A 22,037-nucleotide genomic window follows, 5' to 3' on the forward strand; every position below is an offset into this window, starting at 1 on the left:
AATCAGCGCTTTCCTTGACGACGTGGGTGGGCGGTGCCCGGACGCAGGTGATTGTACAAGGCCAACAGCAGTCCGAGCAGTAGCAGCGCGCCAGGGGCGAGGCTGGCAAGGTGCAGGCCCAGCCCTTCGGCTAGCCATTGGCGGCAGGCGCCGAGCAGCAGGCAGGCGGCCAGCAGGCCAGCCAGATTCAACAACAGTGAGCGCCAACGCCCTTCTTGTGGCAGCAGATAGTCTGCTATCAGGCACGGCAGGCACAGTAGCGCAGGGTACGGGCCCAGCAGCAGTGCTACCGGCAGCAGCCAGGCCCGCAGGGCCAATTGCAGGCAACTGGCCAGGGCCGCCAATAACAGCAGGCTTGCGAGCATGTGTGCGGCGCCCTTCAGGCGGTTGCGCAACGGCACCAGCACTACTTGATGCAGGCCGATCATCATCACCGCGCACGCACCTATGGCCGTGGCCAAGGGCAACGTTTGCGTGGCCCCTAGAAGGGGGGCAAGGCTGGCGGCCAGCAGGTAGCCCTTATTCATTGGCAGGGTCCCCAAGGAGATCGTGGCGATGTTCATCGAAATAGACCAGGGCATCTTGCAATGCCTCGATAACTGCCCGCGAGGTCACTGTTGCGCCTGCGAGTTGGTCGAAATCGCCCTGGTCACGCTTCAATGCCCAGTGATCACTCAGGCGGCGATTGGCAAATTGCTTCAGCCAGTTCACTTGCGGGTCGGCAAGGCGACCACCGAGCCCGGGGCTTTCGTGCTGTTCGACCACCTGGCTACCGATCAGTCGCCCATCAGGGGCGATGGCGATGCTTAGCACCACTGGCCCGGCATAGCCTTGGGCCTGGGTCACCAGGACGATGGCCGCAGGCTTACCCGCCAGCGTAGCCCGGTAGGCCGCCACGATGCGACTGTGCGGGCGATGCGAGGCAGGCCGTGGCAGTGGGGTATCCAACGGCAGGTTGTCGTAACTGCCCTCCGGCAGGACGGCGAGCCTCTGACGGCTCTGCAGCTGCTTTTCGGCTTGGCTGACGGCGGGGAGGGTCCACTCGCGCCAGATCAGCGTGGTCGACAATGCCAGTACCGCAGTCACCAGCAGCAACCCTGCCGTGCGCACATGGGGGCTCACCGGGCAGCCTGCTGGCGGCGCAAGGCAAGCCGTTCAAGGCTGGGGACCGCAAGGTTCATCAGCAGAATGGCGAACGCCGTGCCGTCGGGGTAACTGCCCCAGGTGCGGATCAGGTAGATCAACAGGCCCACAGCAAAGCCGAACACCAGCTTGGCCCAATCGCTCCTGGGGCCGGAGACAGGCTCGGTGGCGATGAAAAAAGCGGCGAGCATGGTCGAGCCAGAAAACAGGTGCAGCAAGGGGGAGCCATTGGAGTCCGAGCCTGAGCCGTTCCAGGCCAGCAGGCTGAACAGCGACAACCCCGCCAGCAAACCTGCTGGCGCATGCCAGCTGAACACCTTGCGCTGCAAGAGAAACAGCCCACCCAGCAAAAACGCCAGGTTGGCCCATTCCGCGCCGCGCCCGCCGATATTGCCGAAGCCCGGGTGGGTGGCGAACAATTCATCAACGGTCAGGCTGCGGTTATGGCGCAGGCCATCGAGTAGGGTCGGCTGGGCCCAGGCATCGATGTGCTCGGCGCCGCCAAATACCTGCTGCAGGGTCTCGTACAAGCCAGCTGGCTGACCTGGCCAATGGTTCATCTGTGAGGGAAAGCTCAGCAACACGAAGGCATAGCCCAGCATGGCCGGGTTGAACAGGTTGCGGCCGGCCCCGCCAAAGGCCTGTTTACCGATGCCGATAGCCGTGCCAGCGGCGATCATGGGCAGCCACCAAGGGGCCAGGGTGGGCAACGCCGCCGTCAGTAGCACGGCGGTCACCAGTGCACTGCCGTCGGTCAGTGCCAGGCTGACGGGCTCGCCACGCAGCTTCAATAGCAGTGCTTCACAGAGCAGCGCTGCACTGGCGCATAGCAGCAGGTTGCACAGCAGCCCCCAGCCCTGCTGCCACAGTAGTGTCAGCAAACCGGGGAGGCAGGCCAGTAGCACCAGGGCCATGCTCGTGCGCAGGCGGGGGTCGGGCTTCATTGCGCAAAGAGTCCGTTGAAGCCGGAAAACGCCATGGCCATCACTCCGGCGCCAAGCAGCTCTATGGGCAGGCCGCGCAGGGCGATTGGGATGTCGGCCTGGGCGCTGCGCTGGCGCAAGTCGGCGAAAAGAACCAGAGCAAGCCACAAACCTGCGCCTGCCAGCAGGCCTTTGGTCAGTGTTGCCGACCAGGCATTGCCGTCACCTGCCCCTTGCAGCGCCAGGCCCAGCACGCTGGCGTTGCACAGCAGCAGTGTGGGCAGGTCAGCCACCGGCCAAGCAGGGCGCAGCCTTGCCAGTGCCCAGGGGATGCCGAAGGCCAGAAGCGCCAGCCAGGGCAGCAACAGGAACAGGCTCAGTTCGTGGAGTTGCCAAGGGTCGAGCACCAGCCACCTCAGCAGGTGGGCGCCAATCAGCCCCAGCACGATGGCCAAGGCGCACGCCAGCCCGAGCACATGCAAGCGCAGCCGGGAAGTCGGCTGTTGCGCCAAGCACAGATGATTGACCAGCGTGGCGCTGACCAGAACCAGAATGTAGTCACTCATGAACTGACGATAGCCGGGAATCACAGCGATTGTCCGGCATTCAGCGGGGGATGGAACTGCCCCGGCACTGAGGCCGGGGCAGGGGGCTTACTTGATGCGCTGGCCTGGTTTGGCGCCGCTGTCGGGGCTGAGCAGGTAGATCTCTTCACCGCCAGGGCCGGCAGCCATGACCATGCCTTCGGACACGCCAAAGCGCATCTTGCGAGGCTTGAGGTTGGCTACCATCATGGTCAGGCGGCCTTCCAGCTTGGAGGGGTCGGGGTAGGCCGACTTGATACCGGAGAACACGTTGCGGCGTTCGTCACCGATGTCCAGTGTCAGTTGCAGCAACTTGTCGGCACCTGCGACGGCCTCGGCCTTGACGATCAGGGCCACGCGCAAGTCGACGGCGGCAAAGGTGTCGAACTCGATTTCCGCCGACAGCGGCTCCTTGGTCAGCTCGCCATTGCCGGCCGGGGCCTGGGCCTGGCCGGCAGCAGCCAGCAGGTCTTCCTTGCTCGCGGCGACCATGGCTTCGACCTTGGCCGGTTCGATGCGGCTCATCAGTGCCTTGAAGGCGTTCAGACGGTGGTTTTCCAGGCGCGACTGGTGGTCGTTCCAGGTCAGCGGCGCGACATTGAGGAAGGCCTCGGCGTCGGCAGCCAGTAACGGCAGTACCGGTTTGAGGAAGATCACCAACTGGCGGAACAGGTTTACGCCCTGAGCGCAGATCGCTTGCACCTCGTCCTGCTTGCCTTCCTGCTTGGCCAGCGACCAAGGGGCCTTGTCGGCGATCCAGGCGTTGGCGCGGTCGGCCAGGGCCATGATTTCGCGCATCGCACGGGCGAAGTCGCGGCTCTCGTAGGCCTCGGCAATGGACGGTGCGGCGGCCAGGAAGGCCTCGGTCAGCTCAGGTGCGGCATCGCCGGCCACCATCACACCTTCGTTGCCTTTGTGAATGAAGCCTGCGCAACGGCTGGCGATATTGACCACCTTGCCGACCAGGTCGGAGTTGACCTTCTGCACGAAGTCTTCCAGGTTTAGGTCCAGGTCATCCACGCCACGGCCCAGTTTGGCCGCGTAGTAGTAGCGCAGGTATTCCGGTTGCAGGTGGTCCAGGTAGGTGCGCGCCTTGATGAAGGTGCCGCGCGACTTGGACATCTTGGCGCCGTTGACGGTCAGGTAGCCGTGCACATTGACTGCGGTTGGCTTGCGGAAACCCGCGCCTTCGAGCATGGCTGGCCAGAACAATGCGTGGAAGTTGACGATGTCCTTGCCGATGAAGTGGTACAGCTCGGCAGTGGAGTCTTCTTTCCAGAACGCATCGAAGTCCAGCTCCGGGCGGCGCGCGCAGAGGTTCTTGAAGCTGGCCATGTAGCCGATTGGCGCATCCAGCCAGACGTAGAAGTATTTGCCCGGCTCGCCCGGGATCTCGAAGCCGAAGTACGGCGCATCGCGGGAGATGTCCCACTCCTGCAGGCCCGAGTCCAGCCATTCGGCGAGCTTGTTGGCGACGGCCTCCTGCAAGGTGCCGCTGCGGGTCCACTGCTGCAGCATCGCCTGGAAGTCGGGCAGCTTGAAGAAGAAGTGCTGGGAATCACGCAGCACCGGGGTGGCACCGGAGATGGCCGACTTGGGGTTCTTCAGCTCGGTGGGGGCGTAGGTGGCGCCGCACTTTTCGCAGTTGTCGCCGTACTGGTCTTCGGCCGCGCACTTGGGGCAGGTGCCCTTGATGAAGCGGTCGGCCAGGAACATGCCCTTTTCAGGGTCGAAATACTGGGTCACCGAACGGGTGGCAATGTGCCCGGCCTCACGCAGGCGCGTGTAGATCAGGCTGGACAGCTCGCGGTTCTCTTCGCTGTGGGTCGAGTGGAAGTTGTCGAAGTCCACCAGGAAATCGGCGAAGTCGCCGCTGTGCTCGGCCTGGACGTTGGCGATCAGCTGTTCGGGCGTGATGCCTTCCTTTTCGGCGCGCAGCATGATGGCCGAGCCGTGGGCGTCGTCGGCGCAGACGTAGATGCACTGGTTGCCGCGTAGCTTCTGGAAGCGGACCCACATGTCTGTCTGGATGTACTCGAGCATATGGCCAAGATGGATTGATCCATTGGCATAGGGCAAGGCGCTGGTGACGAGAATCTGACGTGGCTCGGACATGGTGGCTCGGCTACTTATCTGGCTACGGGGTAAAAATGAGGGTGATCGGCCACTATAAAGGGCTGGCGAAGATATTTCACCCCACAGTCGCACCTGCTGACGATTGACGGGTTAGGATAGGCGCCTGTTTTACATTCAGTTTGCCAATGGGAGTCTCCATGAGTGCCGTCACCCGTGCCGCCGTCGAAGGCGTGCTTCGCCAGTACACCGACCCCTATCTGAACCAGGATCCGGTCAGCGCCGGTTGTGTGCGCGCCGTCGATATCCAGGGCGGTCAGGTCAGTGTGCAGTTGCAACTGGGGTATGCCGCAGGGTTGTTCAAGAACGGCTGGGCCCAGGTACTGCAGACAGCAATCGGCAACCTTGACGGCGTCACCAGTGCCCAGGTGTCGATCGACTGCGCGGTCGCCGCGCACAAGGCCCAGGCCCAGGTGCCGGTCATGGCCAACGTCAAGAACATCATCGCCGTGGCCTCGGGCAAGGGTGGCGTCGGCAAGTCGACCACTGCTGCCAACCTGGCCCTGGCCCTGGCCCGTGAAGGCGCCCGGGTAGGTATTCTCGACGCGGATATCTATGGCCCAAGCCAGGGCGTGATGTTTGGCATCGCAGAAGGCACCCGGCCACAGATTCGCGAGCAGAAGTGGTTTGTGCCGATCAAGGCGCATGGTGTGGAAGTCATGTCCATGGCGTTTCTCACCGACGACAACACGCCGATGGTATGGCGTGGCCCGATGGTGTCCGGTGCGCTGCTGCAACTGGTGACCCAGACCGCCTGGGATGACCTCGACTACCTGGTGATCGACATGCCGCCGGGCACCGGTGACATTCAGCTGACCCTGGCGCAGAAAGTACCGGTGGCCGGCTCGGTGATCGTCACCACCCCGCAAGACCTGGCCCTGCTGGACGCCAAGAAGGGCGTGGAAATGTTCCGCAAGGTCAACATCCCGGTGCTGGGTGTGGTGGAGAACATGGCCGTGCACATCTGTTCGAACTGTGGCCATGCCGAGCACCTGTTCGGCGAAGGTGGCGGTGAAAAGCTGGCGGCCCAATACGGCGTCGACCTGCTGGCCTCGCTGCCGCTGTCGATGCTGATCCGTGAGCAGGCCGACAGCGGCAAGCCGACGGCGATTGCCGAGCCGGAAAGCCAGATCGCCATGGTCTATCAGGAGTTGGCCCGCCAGGTGGGCGCGCGCATCGTCTTGCAGGAAGCGGCGGCACCGGCGATGCCGAGCATTACCATCAGCGAGGATTGATATCCTCGCCGCTGCAGCGGTCTCTGCAGGAGCGGCCCGGCAAGGCCGCTTCTACAGGGCATGCCATTGCAGGAGGCATAAAAAAACCCGCCAGAGGCGGGTTTTTTGAAAGCTTGTAAGCTTAGATCGACTTAGGCGATCTGAACTTCTTCAGCCTGCATACCTTTCTGGCCGCGGGTAGCGACGAAGGTAACAGCCTGGCCTTCTTTCAGGGTCTTGAAGCCGTCAGCTTGGATGGCTTTGAAGTGTACGAAGAGGTCGTCACCCGACTGAGGGGTGATGAAGCCGTAGCCTTTCTCATCGTTGAACCACTTAACGGTACCGTTTTGGCGATTGGACATGTTTCTGTCTCCTTGGACAAAGTTGATTACGGTCAGGAAAAACCCTGCCCGGGACTGAGTGCAAAGAGAGCAGAAAATTCAGAGATGGGCCGATCAGATCGTGCATCAAACTAGAGATTCTCGGTGTCACGTGCAGCACAGTGGCGTCACCTTACCCCACTTTCTGCAGCCTGCCAATGGCCAGAAGCCGCTTTACTGAAATTCAGATCGGCGGCGGCTGTAGGCCCCGCCCGGCGGGGATTATAGCCAGAATGCAGGATGGAACTTTGAAGCGAGCGCCGGGACCGGTAAGATGCGCCTCACGATTTTCACCTAGCAACTCTTCAGGACACCCCGCCATGAGCATCAAATCGGACAAGTGGATTCGCCGCATGGCGCAGGAACACGGCATGATCGAACCGTTCGTCGAGCGCCAGGTGCGCGGCGAGCACGACAGCCGGGTCATCTCCTTCGGCGTCTCCAGCTACGGCTACGACGTGCGCTGCGCCGACGAATTCAAGGTGTTCACCAACATCAATTCGGCCACCGTCGACCCGAAAAACTTCGACGCCGGCAGCTTCGTCGACGTCAAGAGCGACGTCTGCATCATCCCGCCAAACTCCTTCGCCCTGGCCCGCACTGTGGAGTACTTCCGCATTCCACGCAACGTGCTGACCATCTGCCTGGGCAAAAGCACTTACGCGCGCTGCGGCATCATCGTCAACGTCACCCCGCTCGAACCGGAATGGGAAGGCCACGTGACCCTTGAGTTCTCCAACACCACCACCCTGCCGGCAAAAATTTATGCCAACGAAGGTGTGGCGCAGATGCTCTTCCTCGAATCCGACGAAGAGTGCGAAGTGTCGTACAAGGACCGCGGCGGCAAGTACCAGGGCCAGCGCGGCGTCACCTTGCCACGCACCTGAGCCGACGAGCGCGGGGAATTCCCCGTGTGTTTGGTACTCCAACGGGTAACTGCCGATGTGCATGACGCGTATCGGCGCCCGTCAGGAGCCGCCAATGAAACTCCATCCCGCAATCAGTGCCAAGCTGGCTGGCTTGCAGCCCAATCAGGTCGGGTTGTTGCCGTGGTCATTGCTGGCGCATCCGCTGCCGATGCAGGCGGGGGGCGTGCCTCACCAGCCAGGTCCCGATACCCCGCAACCATCGCAACCCGGTGAAACGCCCATGGAGCCAGGTGAACCGACCTTGCCCGATGAGCCGCCTCCCGCGCCGGTCGCCTAAGCCGCTGCTGCTATAGCGCCCATACCCGTTCAGCGCCGGTCAGAAACACTCGGCTGGTGCTATCGGGGTGGACGCGCCAGCCACCGGTGAACTCACCGAAGGCGGGTAGCAGGCTGACTTTGTCATCGATCAGAAAGCAAGGCAGGCGCAGTCGCTGCCTGGCTCGCCCCTGCAAGACGAACACAGGGTGAACATGCCCCGCCAGCACCGGGTACTGGGGGTGGGCGAGAGGCTCGTGCTGCAAGGCAAAAGGTGCCAACACCCACGGCTCTTCCACCACGTCGATACCCAGTTCAGCCGGCGGGTCGCCCGCGTGGCGATCATGGTTGCCACGCACCAGCACGATCCGTAGCTCGGCATGCCGTTGGCGCCACGCCTGCAGCCTGGCCAGCGTCGCAGGTGCGCGGCCGGTGCGGGCATGCAGGAAATCGCCGAGCACGACCAGTAATTGGCAGTCATGGTTGGCCAGCAGGGTATTCAGGCGTGCCAAGGTGGCTTCGGTAGTACCGCGCGGCACGGGTTGATGAAGGGCGCGATAGCTGGCGGCCTTGCCGATATGCACATCGGCTACCAGCAGGACGCGGCGGGCAGGCCAGTACAGGGCTTTGTCCGGCAACAGCCAAAGCGTTTCTTCGCAGTGTTCGATGGCCAGGTAATCATTCATCGCGTGCCACTCGCTGCGTTCTCCAGGTCTGCCACCATTCGCGCAATGCGGTCAGCCAGCTTTTCAGTGCTCAAGGTTTCGCGCATGCCTTCCACCAGCAAGGCGAAGGCCAATGGGCCGGGGCGGCGCAACTCACGCAGGTCCAGCCGCAGTTGGCCCATCTTCAGCAACTCGCGCTGCAGCCGATCGATCTCCAGTTCTTCGCGCAGCACTTCGTCCCGGGCCTGGCCCAGCAGCAGATTGTCGGCATCGTGCTTGCGAAACACCTCGTAGAAAAGCCCGCTCGACGCCTGGATCTGCCGGGTGCTCTTTTGCGCTGCCGGGTAGCCGCCAAACACCAGCCCGGCGATCTGGGCGATCTCGCGAAAGCGCCGCAGCGCCATCTCGCCCGCGTTGAGGCTGGCCAATACGTCCTCCAGCAGCTGCTCGGGCGATAGCGCAGTGGGCAAGTGCGCCGCCCAGTCCACGGCGCTCGGGCTGAGCAGTTCAAAGCCATAGTCACTGACGGCGATGGACACAGACAGTGGCTGTACCCGGCTGACCCGCCAGGCAATCAGGTTGGCCAGCCCCAGGTTGGCCATGCGCCCGGCGAACGGATAGAGAAACAGGTGCGAGCCCTGGCGTGATTTCAGGGTTTCTGCCAGCAGCGTGCCGGTGGTTGGCAGGGCCGACCAGCGCGCCTGCAGCTCCAGCAGGGGGCGTACGGCTCGCATTTCCGGGCCGTCGTAATGTTGGTGGGCGGCGGCATCGAGCTGTTCAACCAGGGCATCGGCCAGTTCGCTGGACAGTGGCATGCGCCCGCCATTCCAGCGTGCCACGGCGGCTTTGCGCGAGGTGCTGCGACGTACGTAGGCGGTCATGTTTTCGACCCGCACCAACTCCAGCACCCGGCCGGCGAAGACCAGGCTGTCACCCGGACGCAGGCGGGCGATGAAGGCCTCTTCGACACTGCCCAGCGACTTGCCGCCACCGCCCTTGCTCCAGTACTTGAGCTGCAGGCTGGCGTCGCTGACGATGGTGCCGATGCCCATGCGGTGCCGGCGTGCCAGGCGCTCGCTGGCAACCCGCCAGACGCCGTCGGCCTGGGCCTCGACACGCTGGTAGTCCGGGTAGGCGCTGAGCGAGTTGCCGCCGTGGCAGACGAAGTCCAGCGCCCACTGCCACTGGCTGTCGCGCAACGTGCGAAAGGCCCAGGTGCTGCGCACTTCGTCAAGCAACTGATCGGGCCGAAAGCCGCTGCCCAGGGCCATGCTGACCAGGTGTTGCACCAGCACATCCATGCACAGGCGTGGCGAACTTCTGGCCTCGATCTGCCCGGCAAGCAGCGCCTTTCGGGCCGCCGCCGCCTCCACCAGCTCCAGGCTGTGGGTGGGCACCAGGGTCACCCGCGAGGGGCGCCCGGGTGCATGCCCGGAGCGCCCGGCACGCTGCATCAGGCGGGCGATACCTTTGGCCGAGCCGATCTGCAACACCCGCTCCACAGGCAAGAAGTCCACGCCCAGGTCCAGGCTGGAGGTGCAGATGACCGCTTTCAGCGTGCCTTGCTTCAGGTTGCGTTCGACCCAGTCGCGGGTATCGCGGGCCAGTGAGGCATGGTGCAGGGCGATCAGGCCGGCCCAGTCTGGGCGTGCATCGAGCAATGCCTGGTACCAGAGTTCGGCCTGGGCGCGGGTATTGGTGAAGACCAGGCTGCTGGCGCTATTGTCGATTTGCGTGCTGACCTGGTCGAGCATCTTCAGGCCCATGTGCCCTGCCCAGGGGAAACGCTCGATCTCTGGCGGCAGCAGGGTGTCGACTTGCAGGTGTTTGTCCTGTCGGCCTTGCACCAGCAACCCTTCGTGAGGCAACAGCACTTCAAGCGCGTGTTGCAGGTTGCCGAGGGTCGCCGAAAGCCCCCAGGTCAGCAACTGCGGGTGCCAGTGGCGCAGGCGCGCCAAGGCCAGCTGCAATTGCACGCCACGCTTGTTGCCGAGCAGCTCATGCCACTCGTCCACCACCACCAGGCGCAGGCCAGCGAAGTCCTCGCGGGCCTGCGCCCGGGTCAGCAGCAAGGTCAGGCTTTCGGGTGTGGTGATCAATACGCTGGGCAGGCGTCTTGCCTGCCGCGCACGCTCTGCGCTGCGGGTATCGCCACTGCGGACTGCAACGCTCCAGTTCAGCCCCAGTTCATCGAGCGGTGCTTGCAAGGCGCGCGCGGTATCGGCGGCCAAGGCGCGCATGGGCGTGACCCAAAGCACCTGCAAGGGGGCCGGCTGGCGGCCAGAGATGCCGGCGGCGAACGCGCGAAGCGCTGCCAGCCAGACCGCGTAGGTTTTACCGGCGCCGGTACTGGCGTGCAACAGCCCGGATTCACCGCGCTCGACGGCTGCCCAGACACGCCGCTGGAAGGCGAACGGCTTCCAGCCGCGCTGGGCGAACCAGGCATTGGCGAGGTCGGTGGAGGCGGGCATGGGGGCAGGCGATCCTTCGAAGGTTGTGCTTCTACTGACCGCTTGCCCGGCCGATTGGTTTTACCGGATCAGTTACCCAGTAGGTAGCCGCTGCGGCACACCTGCTCGCCGGCCACATGGGCGATGACCATGCCCGCCGTCGCCATGCGCCGCACGCTGCGGGCGTACAGCAGGCCGGGTTGGCTGTTGCGCACGGCGGTTACCCGGTCGTTGAGCGGGTCGATGACTTCGGCGATCAACTGGTCGGCTTGCAGGTGCTGGCCTGGGCGGGCGTGGTACACCAGCAAGCCGCCCAGCGGCGCAGATATCGGTTCCACGGCGGCTAACGGCGTGGCCGGGCGGGGCAGCGGTGGAAGGGGCGCGTGGGCCCCTTCGATGACACCGGCATGGGTCAGGAAGTCGAGTATCGCCTGGCAGTCCTTGCTGGCCAGTTCGTGGCTCACATCCGCCTGCCCACGCAACTCGACGGTCACCGCACAGCAGCCCAGGGGGATCGGGAAACGCTTGCCGAAGCGTTGCTGCAACTGCCACCAGACCAGGCTGAAACATTCATCGAACGATTGCCCGCCGGAGTCGGTGGCCAGCAAGCTGGCCTGGGCCCCCAGGTAACGGGCCAGTGGCTCGATCTGAGGCCAGGCTTCGGGGGTGGTGTACAGGTGCTCGACGGCCTCGAAGTCGCAGTGCAGGTCCAGTATCAGGTCGGCGTCACAGGCCAGGCGCTGCAGGATCAGGCGCTGGGCCTGGAGGGGCGTGCGGGCGGGGTATGCGTCCAGCCCGCGGCGCAGGTATTCACGGATCAGGGCAATGTTGTGGGCCGGGTCCTGAGTCAGGTGCTGTTCGATTTGATCACCGATGCTGTCTGACAGGTCGACGAAATTGCGATTGAAGTTCTCGCCGCTTTGCAGTTCGAAGCGCCCCAGCGGTGCGTCCAGCAGTACCTGTTCCAGGCCTACCGGGTTAGCCACCGGTACCAGGATGATTTCCCGTTGCAGGCGGCCCTGCTGCTCCAACTCGGCCAGCCGCCGCTTGAGGTGCCACGCCACCAGCATGCCGGGCAGTTCGTCGGCATGCAGCGAGGCCTGGATGTACACCTTGCCGCCACCGCGTGGGCCAAAGTGGAAGCTGTGCAGTTGGCGTGAGATGCCCGGTACGGGGGCAAGCAGGTCGTGGGTCGAATGGTGCATGGGGGTCCTGGCTACGTGGCGAAAACGGTCTGCGACACGGGTCGGCACAAAGATAGAAGCATAGTTTGCCACTCTGTGCCTCTTCAGATCAGCAATGCCTGCAGGGTGGCCAGGTCGTCGGCTTCTTCCACCGGTTTGTCAAGGCGCCAGCGCAGCATGCGCGGAAAGCGCACGGCGATGCCGCTTTTGTGGCGGCTGGACAGGGCAATGCCCTCGAAGCCCAGTTCGAAGACCAGCGTCGGGGTCACACTGCGCACCGGGCCGAACGTGTCAACGGTGGTCTTGCGGATGATCGCGTCGACCTTGCGCATCTCTTCATCGCTCAGCCCGGAATAGGCCTTGGCGAAGGGAACCAAAGCCCGCTCAGGGCTGCCCGGGGGCGCGTTCCACACGGCAAACGTGTAGTCGCTGTAGAGGCTGGCGCGGCGGCCATGGCCGCGTTGGGCGTAAATCAATACGGCATCGACGCTGAACGGGTCGATCTTCCATTTCCACCAGGTGCCCATGTCCTTGGTGCGGCCTACGCCATACAGGGCCTCACGCTGCTTGAGCATCAGGCCTTCCACGCCCAGGCTGCGCGACTGCTCACGCTGCTCGGCGAGGTCGGCCCAGCTCAGCCCTTCGAGTAACGGCGAGAGCAGCACCGGCGCCAGTGGGTATTCTGCCACCAGGCGCTCCAGTTGCCGCCGACGCGCGTGCTGCGCGCGGTTGCGCCAATCCTCGCCCTGCCATTCCAGCAGGTCGTAGGCCTGCAGCACCACGGGGGCATCGGCCAACAGCTTCTTGCCCAAGGTCTTGCGGCCCAGGCGCTGTTGCAGCAGGGCGAAGGGCTGCACGGCCAGCGCACCGCGGGTGGCGCCAGGCTTCCAGACCAGAATCTCGCCATCGAGCACAACGCCATCCGGCAAGGTTTGCGCCAAGCTGTGCAGCTCGGGGAAGCGATCGGTGACCAGTTCTTCGCCGCGTGACCAGACCCACAGCTGGCCGTCACGCTTGACCACCTGGGCGCGGATGCCGTCCCACTTCCATTCGACCTGCCAATCGCTCGGCGGCCCGAGCAGCGCATCGAAATGCTCGGTTGGCGCTTGCAACGCATGCGCCAGGAAGAATGGATACGGCTGGCCGCCGCGCTGGCTGTGCTCATCGGCCGACTCGGCGGCCACCAAACGGTGGTAATCGGCGGCGCTGGGGCGGTGGCCGATGTCGGTGTAGCCGACCAGGCGTTGGGCCACGCGCTTGGCGTCGAGGCCTGCCAGCTGAGCCAGGGCGCGGGTGACCAGCAGCTTGGACACACCAACGCGAAAGCTGCCGGTGATCAGCTTCAGGCACAGCATCAGGCTGGGCCGGTCGAGCTGTGCCCAGAGCGGTGGCAGGCGCTGGCGGACCTCTTCGGCCGGCAACCCGCGAAGGGGCAGCAGGTGAGCCTCGACCCAGTAGGCCAAGCCATCGTCGCTGCCCTGGCTGTTCTGAGGCAGCAGCAACGAAATGGTCTCGGCAAGGTCGCCCACGGCTTGGTAACTTTCTTCGAACAGCCAGTCGGGCAGTGCTGCCAGGGCAGTGGCCAGTTCACGCAGCACACGGGTGGGCACCAGTTGCCGGGGGCGGCCACCGGCGAGGAAGTAAACGGCCCAGGCCGCATCGTCGGCAGGGGCCTGGGCAAAGTAATCGCGCAACGCTTCGAGCTTGGCGTTGCTGGAGGTGGTCGCGTCCAGGCGCAGGTACAGCGCGGCAAAGGCCTTCATGCCTCGGCACCGGCGGGTGTCGACTCGTCTTCATCGCCGTATTCGGTGGCGAAGGCACGGGCATCCAGGCCCTGCTCGTTGAGATAGCGCACCAGCACGTTGACTGAACCATGGGTGACCATCACCCGCTGTGCACCGGTCTGGCCGATGGCCCACAGCAGCCCTGGCCAGTCAGCATGGTCCGACAGCACGAAGCCGCGGTCGACGCCACGTCGGCGGCGTGTACCGCGCAACAGCATCCAGCCGCTGGCGAAGGCATCGCTGTAGTCGCCGAAGCGGCGCATCCAGCTGCTGCCGCCAGCTGACGGTGGGGCCAGGACCAAGGCCTGGCGCAGCAACGGGTCGTTGCGTGGGATATCGCCGGCATAGCGGGTTTCTGGCAAGTACACGCCTGCCTCTCGGTACACCCGGTTCAGCGGCTCGACCGCACCGTGCACCAGAATTGGCCCGATACTCGCGTCCAGCCCATGAAGGATGCGCTGCGCCTTGCCGAAGGCGTAGCAGAACAGCACGCTGGCTTTGCCCTGATCGCGGTTGGCCCGCCACCAGGCATTGATGCCGGCAAAGACCTCGGCCTGGCTGGGCCAGCGATAGATCGGCAGGCCGAAGGTCGACTCGGTGATGAAGGTGTGGCACGCCACAGGCTCGAAGGCTGCGCAGGTGCCGTCGGGTTCGACTTTGTAGTCGCCCGAAGCGACCCAGACTTGGCCCTGGTGTTCCAGGCGCACTTGCGCCGAACCCAGTACGTGACCCGCCGGGTGCAGGCTCAGGGTAACCCCGTGGTGGCGGATGCGCTCGCCGTAGGCCAGGGTCTGCAGGTCGATAGACTGGCCCAGGCGACTGCGCAAGATACCTTCGCCAGAGGCGGCAGTGAGGTAGTGGCGATTACCGGTACGCGCGTGATCACCGTGGCCATGGGTGATGATGGCACGGTCCACCGGCCGCCAGGGGTCGATGTAGAAATCACCGGGCGGGCAGTACAGGCCTTCGGGGCGGGCGATTACGAGGTCCATGGCACGGCGGCTGGCAAAGGGCTTGCTAAGTCAGAGCGTGGCAGGTATCGGGAAGTTCGAAATTGAACGGGCAGCCCTGGAGCAGGGCTGCCTGGGGGCATCAGGAAATCGCTATCTTCCAACCGGACAACTGAGCTTCGGAAACGCTGATTTTTGCAGCGCGCGCAATGTTGAGGCGCTTGCCATCGTGCATGAGGTAGGGGGAGGTGTGGAAGTGGTCCCACACAGTTTCGGCGTCTTCGGGCAGCAGGTCTTCGGTATTGTAGGTGAACGCGATGGTGGCTGGCGAAGTGGTGGCCGGGGCAGCGACATCTTCATCGCAGATCAACCGGTAGCTGGCTGCCTCGGTGCCGACCCAGATTTGGGCGTTCACGGTAGCGCCAGCCGGGACGTCAAGCGTTTCTGGCCAGGAAATTTCTATGTTCAGTGTTTCAGTAGTCATGGTGGCATCCTCATTGGAAATGGCCGCACTCGATAGGAACTACCCAGTGCGGTGCCGAGGATGCTAAGAGCCCGACGCGCTGTTGATCAGAGGGAAACTGGCCTCTAGCGGCCAGGTACCAGGGTCAGCCGCGGGTTGCCATAGGCCCGCGCAAAGTTCTGCGGTTGCAGCGGCAGGCTCATGAAACGGCCCTTGAACCAGGCGTCCAGCCCATCGCCGTAGTGCTGGCTGGCCGGGTTGCCGGACTGGCCGCTGCTAGTCAGTACCTGCAAGGGTTCGGCCTGGCCGAAGTCGACGACCATGCGTGCCGAGGCCGGCAGGTGCGTGTCGAAGTCATTGCCCCAGGCGTAGGGTGTCAGTGCCAGGGTACTGAAATCGCCACCGGCAGCCAGCGGTGAGCGGCTGACAGTGTCCCCCAGGCCGTGATAGGCCGGTGCTGGCCAGCGGTACTGGTGCAGTTTGCCCCATTGCCAGGCGCGGCGGTCGGCGCCGAGTTGCGCAGTGCCTGCATCCACCGCAGCGGCCAGGCTGCGGGCGAGAATTGCCGGCTTGTCTTCCTTCTGCGGTGTGCTGCGGTCATCCCAGAACGGGCTGTCCTCGCGGCCCAGCAGGTGGTCGGCCTGGGCCGAGTAGGACAAACGGGCATTGCTGACGAACGCCTGCCAGGCAGGGCTGGACACCGGCCCGAGGTCGTCGAGGAAGGTTTCGCGGGCGAACGCCTGGAGGAACAATTCGTACAGTGCGGCATCCGCCGACACCGGGCTCAGGCGGCCATCGAACGCCTTGAGCCTGGCCAGGGCGTCGCGGGCTTTGTCGCGCTCAGCGGGCGACAGTGCGTCGATCGCCTGCTTGAGCGGCTGGGCCATGCCCGGGGCGTCGAACATCTGCTTGAGCTTGTCGGCCAGCAGGGTGACTTGGTCGTTCTGCAGGGCCATCAGGCTGCGGCTGTCGTGGCGGCCGTTAGCGGCCAACTGGGCCAGGCGCTCGGCGCGTTCGGGGTAGTACCAGGTGTTGGACAACTGCATGCCGTAGCCGCGCGGCAGGCTGCGCTGGTTGGCGTGGCCGATCCAGCCGGCGGGCGGGTCCTGGTCGTAAGGGTGCAGCATCGGGTCTGCGTAACCGTCCCAGTCGTAGCGCCCGTCCCAACCGGGCGAGGGTAGCAGGCCCTGGCCTTCGCGGCGGTTGGGGTAGCGCCCACTGACCTGCCAGCCGATGTGATTAGGCTCGGCGAAGACGAAATTGAGCGCCGCTGCAGCGACTTCACGGGTGCTGTCGAAGGCGCGTTCGACCGTTTTGGCACGCGTCAGGTCAAACAGCGCGTCGAGGCTACGGTCGCCCTTCAATTGCGGCAGGGCCAGGGCCAGGCCCAGGCTTGCGTTACCCGGCTGGGCGAGCAGGGTGCCGTGGCGTGTGTCGTACATCACCTCGCGCAGAGGGCGTTGGCCGCGCACGAAGAAGGTTTCGCTGCGCGCCCGGGCCGGCTGCCACTTGCCGTCGGCCAGGTAGCTAAGCTGGTTGCCTTGGCGGCGCAGTTGTTCCAGGTACAGGTCCTGGTTGTCGGCCATCACGGCACTGCTGCTCCAGGCGACTTTGCCGTTGAAGCCGGCCAGCACGATCGGCAGGCCTGGCAGTGACAGGCCGGCGACCTGGTACTTGCTGGTGTGGATCTGCACCGGGCTCAAGGCCCAGGCCGCTTGGCTGTCGCTGGCCAGCAGGCTCTTGCCGCTGCGGCTGCGCTGGGCTGCCAAGGCCAGGTTGGCCGAGCCGGGGCTGCCTAGCAGGTCGAGGTCGGCGAGTTTCTGGCTGGCCGCCGCCAGAGCCGGCAAACCGGGTAGCTGGCGGGCCAGGTTCAGGCCCTTGAGCTTGTCCACTTCGGCGTCGGCCAAGGGCTCGTCCGGAGCGCCGGGCAGCAGCCAGGCCAGCTTGTCGCTGCCGACCTTCTGCGCCAAGGTCAGGGCGCTGAGTTCCTCTTGCAGGTTCACCGACTGGCTGAAGGCGTACAGGCTGAAGATCAGCGCCGAGTCTTCCGGCTTCCAGTACTCGGGGCGATGGCCGCTGTTGGCCAGGCCGGCGGGCAGTTTGTCGCGGTAGCGGAACAGGTAGGCGTTGACCCCGCGGGCGTAGACCTCGAAGAAGCGCTTGAGCCGTGGCGACGCGTCGGCGTATTGCTGGGCGGCGCTTTGCTTGAGGTTGGCGGCCCGCATCAGGCGGTCGATGTCCAGTGCTTCGCTGCCGGCCAGTTCGGCAAGGCGGCCCTGGGCGAGCAGGCGCATGGCGACCATCTGCTCGATGCGATCGCCGGCATGTACATACCCCAGGCTGAACAGGGCGTCATGGAAGTTGCCGCTCTCGATCAGCGGAGCGCCCATGGCATTGCGCCGTACCGAGACGTTTTGCGCCAGGCCCTTGAGGGGTTGCACGCCGGTGGTCGGTGGCACGCTGCCCTGATAGCCGCCCATCTGGCAACCGGCGAGTCCGAGCGTGCCGAGCAGCGTGGCAGCGGTCGTGAACCGCAGGCGGAAGGGAGGAAAGGCGGGGGCGGCCATGACAAGGGCTCCTGCAAGGCGTGGCGGGGGTTTGGAAGGCGCTAAGGTAGTGAGCGCGCAGGCGCGGTGCAAGGTGCTGAGGCGGTTTATTTACGAATGGTAGGGGGCTTCGAGGTGCTTGGCTTGGGTGTTGAGGTGCTGTCGAGATCGAGCGCCCTCATGCTCAAGGCATGTACGAGGCGCTCGATATCATCAGCACAGCGGTCGCATCAAGCGCCGTGGCACTTCTTGAATTTCTTCTCGCTGCCGCAGGGGCAAGGATCGTTGCGGCCAACGTCCTTCAGGGCGTTACGCACCGGCTCCTGATGGCCGTGGTTGCAGTGCGGGCCGTGCACATGGCCATGGTCGTGATCGTGCGGGTGATCATGATCGTGGTTGCAGTCAGGGCCATGAACATGGGGTTGCTGGGTCATTGCAGGGTTACTCCGGTAAGAAATCACCGGGGATTATCTCACCACTGCGCGACAAGTGCAGGTCCCGATGGATGAGTAGCCCCGTGGCCAGTTCCCCCTGCAGGGTGTAGTGCAGCGGTTGTTCGCTTTTGAGCAGCTTGGCCAGTGGTTTGAGGTGCTGCCACAAGTTGGTCCGCGCGGTGATCTTGAACGTGCGCCGAGCATGGCCGCCAACGCTGCGCCAGACACTGGTCTCATCCTGCACCAGCAGCAGGTCGTTGAGCCGTATCGAATACGCCAGGCTACGGATGAACAGCCGGCTGTCGTTCGGGTTGTCGACACGCAGGTGCAGCACGAATTCCTGCTGCAGCAACTTGGCCTTGACCGTCTCGACCTTGACCAGATGTACCTCGGGTTCGCGCCAGTCGTCGCCGCCCCAGCTGGCGCAGCCGGCCAGCAGGGCCAGCAAGGCGCCAAGCACGAGTACGCGGGCCTGGGCGATCATGTTCAGCTGGCCACGTAGCTTGCGCAGCATTTCTTGAATTTCTGACCGCTGGCGCACGGGCAAGGGTCGTTGCGCCCGGCCTTGAGCCCGACCGTGGGGTCGATGAAGTACCAGCGCCCATCATGCTGGACGAACGCCGAACGCTCGCGGTGTTGGTGATCGCCCTCCTGATCGTGCCAGCGAGCGGTGAAGGTGACAAAGCCGTGCTCAGGCTGGCCACCCAGCACCTCGGCGTTTTCCACTTCCAGCCCCAGCCAGGTGCTCTGTGCGCTCCAGCTGGCCATCGCGGCACGGTCCAGTGCCGCCTGCTGGGCCGGCAGGGTGGTGTGCACCAGGTAATCGATCAGGCCCAGCACGTAAGCGCTGTAGCGCGAGCGCATCAGCGTCTGGGCATCGGGGGCCGGGGTTCCGGCATGGTAGTGCCCGCAGCAGGCGTCCAGCAGGTTGCCACTGCCACAAGGGCAGACCGAGACACTCATCATCACCACCAGTACTTTCCAAAATTTTCAGGGTTGGCCCAGAACCGTGCATTGAGCCAGTCCGGGACTTGCTTGTAGTCATGTAGATCATAGGTGAACAGGCTCAGTACCTGCCCTTCACGACGGAATTTTTCGCTGGCCGACAAGGCCAGGGCGAAGAAATCGGTGTCTTGCCAGCCGCAAGCCGAGAGGTCGGCCAGCACGGCAACCCGGCTGGCATTGAGGTTGCGAATGCCACCGAGCAGTTCCAGGCCCGTGCGTTTGGGCAGGTGTTCCAGGCAGTCCACCAGTACCGCCAAGTCGAAGCGCTGGTTTGCCAGGTCAACCGGCAGCGGCCCAGGCGCGGTCGTTGCGATCACCACCTGCGGGTGAGCCTGGGCAAAGGCGTCCAGCGCGGGGAAGCGTGTGCCTACCAGCAACAGGCGTTGGGGGGTGAAACGATCGAGCAGGGCTGCCAGGGCCTGCTGGGGGGTGCGCTGGGAGAAACCGTCGGTCATTGCCAATCCTCGTTCAAGTCGTCCAAGACTAGCGGGCCGCAGCGCGTGGGCAAAGCGTCATGTGACTGTGTCGTGGCTTATTGCTGGCAGGGATGGAATGTGCGGTCTTTACTGCCAGAGATCGGCCTTATGCCGATTCCCCCTAGGAGATGCGACGAAAATGAGCATAGTACGCACAGCGATACCCCTGGTACTGCTCACCAGTGTGTTGACTGGTTGTGCAGGTTTGCAAAAGACCGACTGGCCGAAGTGTGCTGCCGTCGGGGGTGTAGGCGGCGCCGCCTTGGGCGCCATCGAGAGTTCCAGCTGGGCTGGCTGGGGCGCGTTGCTGGGCGGTGGCCTGGCGGCGGGCTATTGCTGGGCCCATGGCGATGGCGACGAGGATGGTGACGGCGTGCCGGACAGCCGAGACAAATGCCCAGGCACCCCGCGCGGCGTGCAGGTCGATGCCAATGGCTGCCCACCGGAGCCGGTCGCGGTGGTCGAGGAAGTGGTGGTGCAGAAGGAAGAAGTCATCGTCATCCGTGACGTGCACTTCGAGTTCGACTCTGCACGCCTGACTGCAGCCGATAAAGAGCGCCTCAATACCATCTCCACCCGCCTCAAGCAGGAAGCACCCAGTGCGCGGCTGAGTGTCAGTGGCCATACCGACAGTGTCGGGTCAGACAGCTATAACCAAAAACTGTCCGAGCGCCGTGCTCATTCGGTGACCGATTACCTGGTCGAAAGCGGCGTACCCCGCAGCAGCTTCGTCTCGGTGGTCGGTGCGGGTGAAACCCAACCTGTGGCAGACAATGCCACCGCCGATGGGCGCGCCATGAACCGTCGCACGGAGATCAAGATCCAGCGCTGACGGCCCGCGCCCGCGCCTTGGGCAGTGGCGCGGGCGCGCTTTCAAACCGGCAAGCCGGGTGTGGCCAATGACACAGGCAGCCAGTGCAGGTACTGTTGGCCGCACGGCCCGCTCGAACGGGCCGTTTAGACAGAACAATAAATGCAGGGGGCGGGGCATGAAATTCATCCTGGGCCTGGGCAAGGTCCTGACGGTTGTCTTCTGGGGTGTGGTGCTGTTCAATCTGCTGCTGCCACAACCACTGCCATTCAATCTTCTGATCAATACGGCAGGCATTGTCCTGCTGAGCCTGCATGTGCTCGAGGTGCTGTTCTTCAACGCCAGCCTGCGTGGCCGTAGCCACCGGTGGTTCGACCGTCTGCAGATCCTGCTGACGGGTATTTTCCATGTCATGTCCATTCCTCGTGCGCAGGAGGCGCCGCGCAATGCGTAATCTGATGTTGCTGGCCATGTTGGCTGCTCCCCTGGCCCAGGCCGAAACCCTTGAAGTGGCGTCCAATTCCATGCTGCGCCTGCCCGACAAGTCGGCCAGCGTGCACTTGGAGCATTTGCGCGTGGCCGATTCGGCGACGTTGCTGCTGCCTGCCACGCTGACCGAGTTGACCATTGATCATCTGCAATTGGGGCGTGATGCGCGTATCGCCATTGCCCCTTCTGACCACCCGTTGCGCATCGAGGTGCGCAACGCCCAAATGGGCGAGGGTAGCGAGATCAGTGCCCCGGGTGCGTCGGGCACCTACCAGCGTGCGGCCCGTTCCGGTCGAAGCCTGGACCTGAAGCTGGAGGAGGTCGATGCCGGGCTGTTGTCGATCGACGCACGAGGTGGCGCGGGTGCGCCCGGTTATGCCGGGCTCGACGGCGCCAACGGCCAGCCTGGCGGCTGTACCTGGGGCCAGGCCAGCCGCGGCGCCAATGGCGATGACGGAGGCAATGGGCACGATGGCGCGGCGGGTGGGCGAATTCGCCTGAGCCTGCCGCAAGGTTTTGCCCAGGAGCGCATCGTGGCGCGCCTGGATGGCGGTGCGCCAGGCCAGGCCGGTGCCGCTGGCAAGGCCGGCAAGGGCGGGGCGAGCAAAGGGTGCCTGGTGTATCGCACCGATGCCGGCGCCAGTGGCCGGCCAGGGCAACCGGGCCAGCCAGGCTTGGCCGGCGCTTCAGGTGAGTTGATCCTGCAACGCCTTTGACGTTAAAGGGCGGCGTGGCCCAAGGGGGCGCGTCGCCTACAGCATCAATCGCGAACTGGCCACTGCCACCACGGCGATGCCCAGCAGCAGGTTGATCCCGACCATGCGTCGAATCCTTCCCAGCACCGCAGCCCCCGCTGGCCAGTCCTCTGCTTGCACGGCCGTTTTCAGCTCCGGCAACAGTAACGCCTGGATGCGCATGAACAGGGCGAACATGGCGATACCGCCACCGATCATCACCTGCACGTACTTGGGCGCGGTCTCCAGGCCCGTGAAGCGCATGTGCAACATGCCGATACCACTTATCGCCAAGATCGCCACTGCCACCCAGACCCAGCCGAAGAAGCGTCGGAAAACTTCCACCCACAGCCGCAGGCGAGCAGGCCCGTCGAGGGCTGCAACCGTTGCCGGGCGCAGCACCAGCCAGGCGAAGAACATGCCGCCGACCCAAACCAGGGCGGCCAGGACATGCAGTGTGTAGGGCAGGGCAAAGGCAAGCATCC

At 64.4% G+C, this 22,037-nt stretch carries 24 protein-coding genes; 6 read left to right on the plus strand and 18 right to left on the minus strand.

Annotated features, from left to right (window positions below):
• Positions 1-2: 2 nt before the first annotated feature.
• The 5 genes from HU770_RS07910 to metG all read right to left on the minus strand — a co-directional run bounded on the left by HU770_RS07910 (position 3) and on the right by metG (position 4,765).
• The gene (locus HU770_RS07910; RefSeq protein WP_186663444.1) at positions 3-527 is read right to left on the minus strand and encodes an Rnf-Nqr domain containing protein; all 525 of its coding nucleotides are present in this window, start codon (positions 525-527) and stop codon (positions 3-5) included.
• A complete protein-coding gene (locus HU770_RS07915) occupies positions 520-1,122 on the minus strand; it encodes an RnfABCDGE type electron transport complex subunit G (protein WP_186663445.1) in 603 nt (200 codons plus the stop codon). Before HU770_RS07915 ends, HU770_RS07910 begins: the two co-directional genes overlap by 8 nt.
• On the minus strand, positions 1,119-2,087 hold the full coding sequence (locus HU770_RS07920) for an RnfABCDGE type electron transport complex subunit D (protein ID WP_238347463.1): 969 nt from the start codon (positions 2,085-2,087) through the stop codon (positions 1,119-1,121). Before HU770_RS07920 ends, HU770_RS07915 begins: the two co-directional genes overlap by 4 nt.
• On the minus strand, positions 2,084-2,632 hold the full coding sequence (locus HU770_RS07925; protein WP_186663446.1) for an Rnf-Nqr domain containing protein: 549 nt from the start codon (positions 2,630-2,632) through the stop codon (positions 2,084-2,086). The genes HU770_RS07920 and HU770_RS07925 overlap by 4 nt, the downstream gene beginning before the upstream one ends.
• Positions 2,633-2,719: 87 nt before the next feature.
• A complete protein-coding gene (gene metG / locus HU770_RS07930; protein ID WP_186663447.1) occupies positions 2,720-4,765 on the minus strand; it encodes a methionine--tRNA ligase in 2,046 nt (681 codons plus the stop codon).
• Positions 4,766-4,923: 158 nt separating this feature from the next.
• Here metG and apbC point away from each other — a divergent pair, with 158 nt between their 5' ends.
• Positions 4,924-6,018 carry an iron-sulfur cluster carrier protein ApbC gene (gene apbC / locus HU770_RS07935; protein WP_186663448.1) on the plus strand — a complete coding sequence of 365 codons (1,095 nt, stop codon included), beginning with the start codon at positions 4,924-4,926 and terminating at the stop codon, positions 6,016-6,018.
• 131 nt (positions 6,019-6,149) lie between these two features.
• Here the strand turns inward: apbC and HU770_RS07940 are convergent, their stop codons facing one another.
• Positions 6,150-6,359 carry a cold-shock protein gene (locus HU770_RS07940; RefSeq protein WP_012273869.1) on the minus strand — a complete coding sequence of 70 codons (210 nt, stop codon included), beginning with the start codon at positions 6,357-6,359 and terminating at the stop codon, positions 6,150-6,152.
• A 338-nt stretch (positions 6,360-6,697) separates the two neighbouring features.
• Between HU770_RS07940 and dcd the strand changes: the two genes are divergently transcribed.
• Together dcd and HU770_RS07950 are read left to right on the plus strand one after the other, a co-directional pair.
• Entirely contained in the window at positions 6,698-7,264 is a 567-nt protein-coding gene (dcd, locus tag HU770_RS07945) for a dCTP deaminase (RefSeq protein ID WP_012313046.1), read from the plus strand.
• 94 nt (positions 7,265-7,358) lie between these two features.
• Complete coding sequence (locus HU770_RS07950) at positions 7,359-7,583, plus strand: hypothetical protein (RefSeq protein ID WP_033702655.1); 225 nt, start codon at positions 7,359-7,361, stop codon at positions 7,581-7,583.
• 10 nt (positions 7,584-7,593) lie between these two features.
• Here the strand turns inward: HU770_RS07950 and pdeM are convergent, their stop codons facing one another.
• From pdeM to HU770_RS08005, 11 genes are all read right to left on the minus strand, one after another.
• The gene (gene pdeM / locus HU770_RS07955; RefSeq protein WP_186663449.1) at positions 7,594-8,247 is read right to left on the minus strand and encodes a ligase-associated DNA damage response endonuclease PdeM; all 654 of its coding nucleotides are present in this window, start codon (positions 8,245-8,247) and stop codon (positions 7,594-7,596) included.
• Positions 8,244-10,697, minus strand: coding sequence for a ligase-associated DNA damage response DEXH box helicase (locus HU770_RS07960; RefSeq protein ID WP_186663450.1), 2,454 nt, complete (start codon positions 10,695-10,697; stop codon positions 8,244-8,246). The genes pdeM and HU770_RS07960 overlap by 4 nt, the downstream gene beginning before the upstream one ends.
• A 68-nt stretch (positions 10,698-10,765) precedes the next feature.
• Positions 10,766-11,881, minus strand: a complete 1,116-nt coding sequence (locus HU770_RS07965; RefSeq protein ID WP_186656840.1) for a succinylglutamate desuccinylase/aspartoacylase family protein — start codon at positions 11,879-11,881, stop codon at positions 10,766-10,768.
• An 83-nt stretch (positions 11,882-11,964) separates the two neighbouring features.
• Entirely contained in the window at positions 11,965-13,623 is a 1,659-nt protein-coding gene (locus HU770_RS07970; RefSeq protein WP_186663451.1) for an ATP-dependent DNA ligase, read from the minus strand.
• On the minus strand, positions 13,620-14,636 hold the full coding sequence (locus tag HU770_RS07975; RefSeq protein WP_156311283.1) for a ligase-associated DNA damage response exonuclease: 1,017 nt from the start codon (positions 14,634-14,636) through the stop codon (positions 13,620-13,622). Before HU770_RS07975 ends, HU770_RS07970 begins: the two co-directional genes overlap by 4 nt.
• 100 nt (positions 14,637-14,736) lie before the next feature.
• Positions 14,737-15,078, minus strand: coding sequence for a hypothetical protein (locus HU770_RS07980; RefSeq protein WP_186663452.1), 342 nt, complete (start codon positions 15,076-15,078; stop codon positions 14,737-14,739).
• A 104-nt stretch (positions 15,079-15,182) separates the two neighbouring features.
• On the minus strand, positions 15,183-17,624 hold the full coding sequence (locus HU770_RS07985; protein WP_186663453.1) for a penicillin acylase family protein: 2,442 nt from the start codon (positions 17,622-17,624) through the stop codon (positions 15,183-15,185).
• A 209-nt stretch (positions 17,625-17,833) separates the two neighbouring features.
• Positions 17,834-18,037, minus strand: a complete 204-nt coding sequence (locus HU770_RS07990) for an SEC-C metal-binding domain-containing protein (RefSeq protein ID WP_033702646.1) — start codon at positions 18,035-18,037, stop codon at positions 17,834-17,836.
• 7 nt (positions 18,038-18,044) lie between these two features.
• The gene (locus tag HU770_RS07995; protein WP_033702988.1) at positions 18,045-18,521 is read right to left on the minus strand and encodes an LEA type 2 family protein; all 477 of its coding nucleotides are present in this window, start codon (positions 18,519-18,521) and stop codon (positions 18,045-18,047) included.
• A gap of 2 nt (positions 18,522-18,523) precedes the next feature.
• Complete coding sequence (locus HU770_RS08000; protein WP_186656851.1) at positions 18,524-19,000, minus strand: YchJ family protein; 477 nt, start codon at positions 18,998-19,000, stop codon at positions 18,524-18,526.
• 2 nt (positions 19,001-19,002) lie between these two features.
• Positions 19,003-19,497: a DUF6231 family protein gene (locus HU770_RS08005; protein ID WP_033702644.1), complete on the minus strand. Its 495-nt coding sequence runs from the start codon at positions 19,495-19,497 to the stop codon at positions 19,003-19,005.
• A 160-nt stretch (positions 19,498-19,657) separates the two neighbouring features.
• Here HU770_RS08005 and HU770_RS08010 point away from each other — a divergent pair, with 160 nt between their 5' ends.
• From HU770_RS08010 to HU770_RS08020, 3 genes are all read left to right on the plus strand, one after another.
• A complete protein-coding gene (locus HU770_RS08010) occupies positions 19,658-20,350 on the plus strand; it encodes an OmpA family protein (RefSeq protein WP_033702643.1) in 693 nt (230 codons plus the stop codon).
• A gap of 157 nt (positions 20,351-20,507) precedes the next feature.
• Entirely contained in the window at positions 20,508-20,783 is a 276-nt protein-coding gene (locus tag HU770_RS08015) for a DUF1145 domain-containing protein (RefSeq protein WP_033702642.1), read from the plus strand.
• Positions 20,776-21,534: a collagen-like protein gene (locus tag HU770_RS08020; RefSeq protein WP_186656853.1), complete on the plus strand. Its 759-nt coding sequence runs from the start codon at positions 20,776-20,778 to the stop codon at positions 21,532-21,534. Before HU770_RS08015 ends, HU770_RS08020 begins: the two co-directional genes overlap by 8 nt.
• Before the next feature lie 36 nt (positions 21,535-21,570).
• Here HU770_RS08020 and HU770_RS08025 read toward each other — a convergent pair whose 3' ends face one another.
• Entirely contained in the window at positions 21,571-22,035 is a 465-nt protein-coding gene (locus HU770_RS08025; protein ID WP_033702640.1) for a CopD family protein, read from the minus strand.
• Positions 22,036-22,037 lie beyond the last annotated feature (2 nt).

This window comes from Pseudomonas sp. SWRI68 (assembly GCF_014269165.1).
GTDB classification, from domain to species: Bacteria; Pseudomonadota; Gammaproteobacteria; order Pseudomonadales; family Pseudomonadaceae; genus Aquipseudomonas; species Aquipseudomonas capeferrum.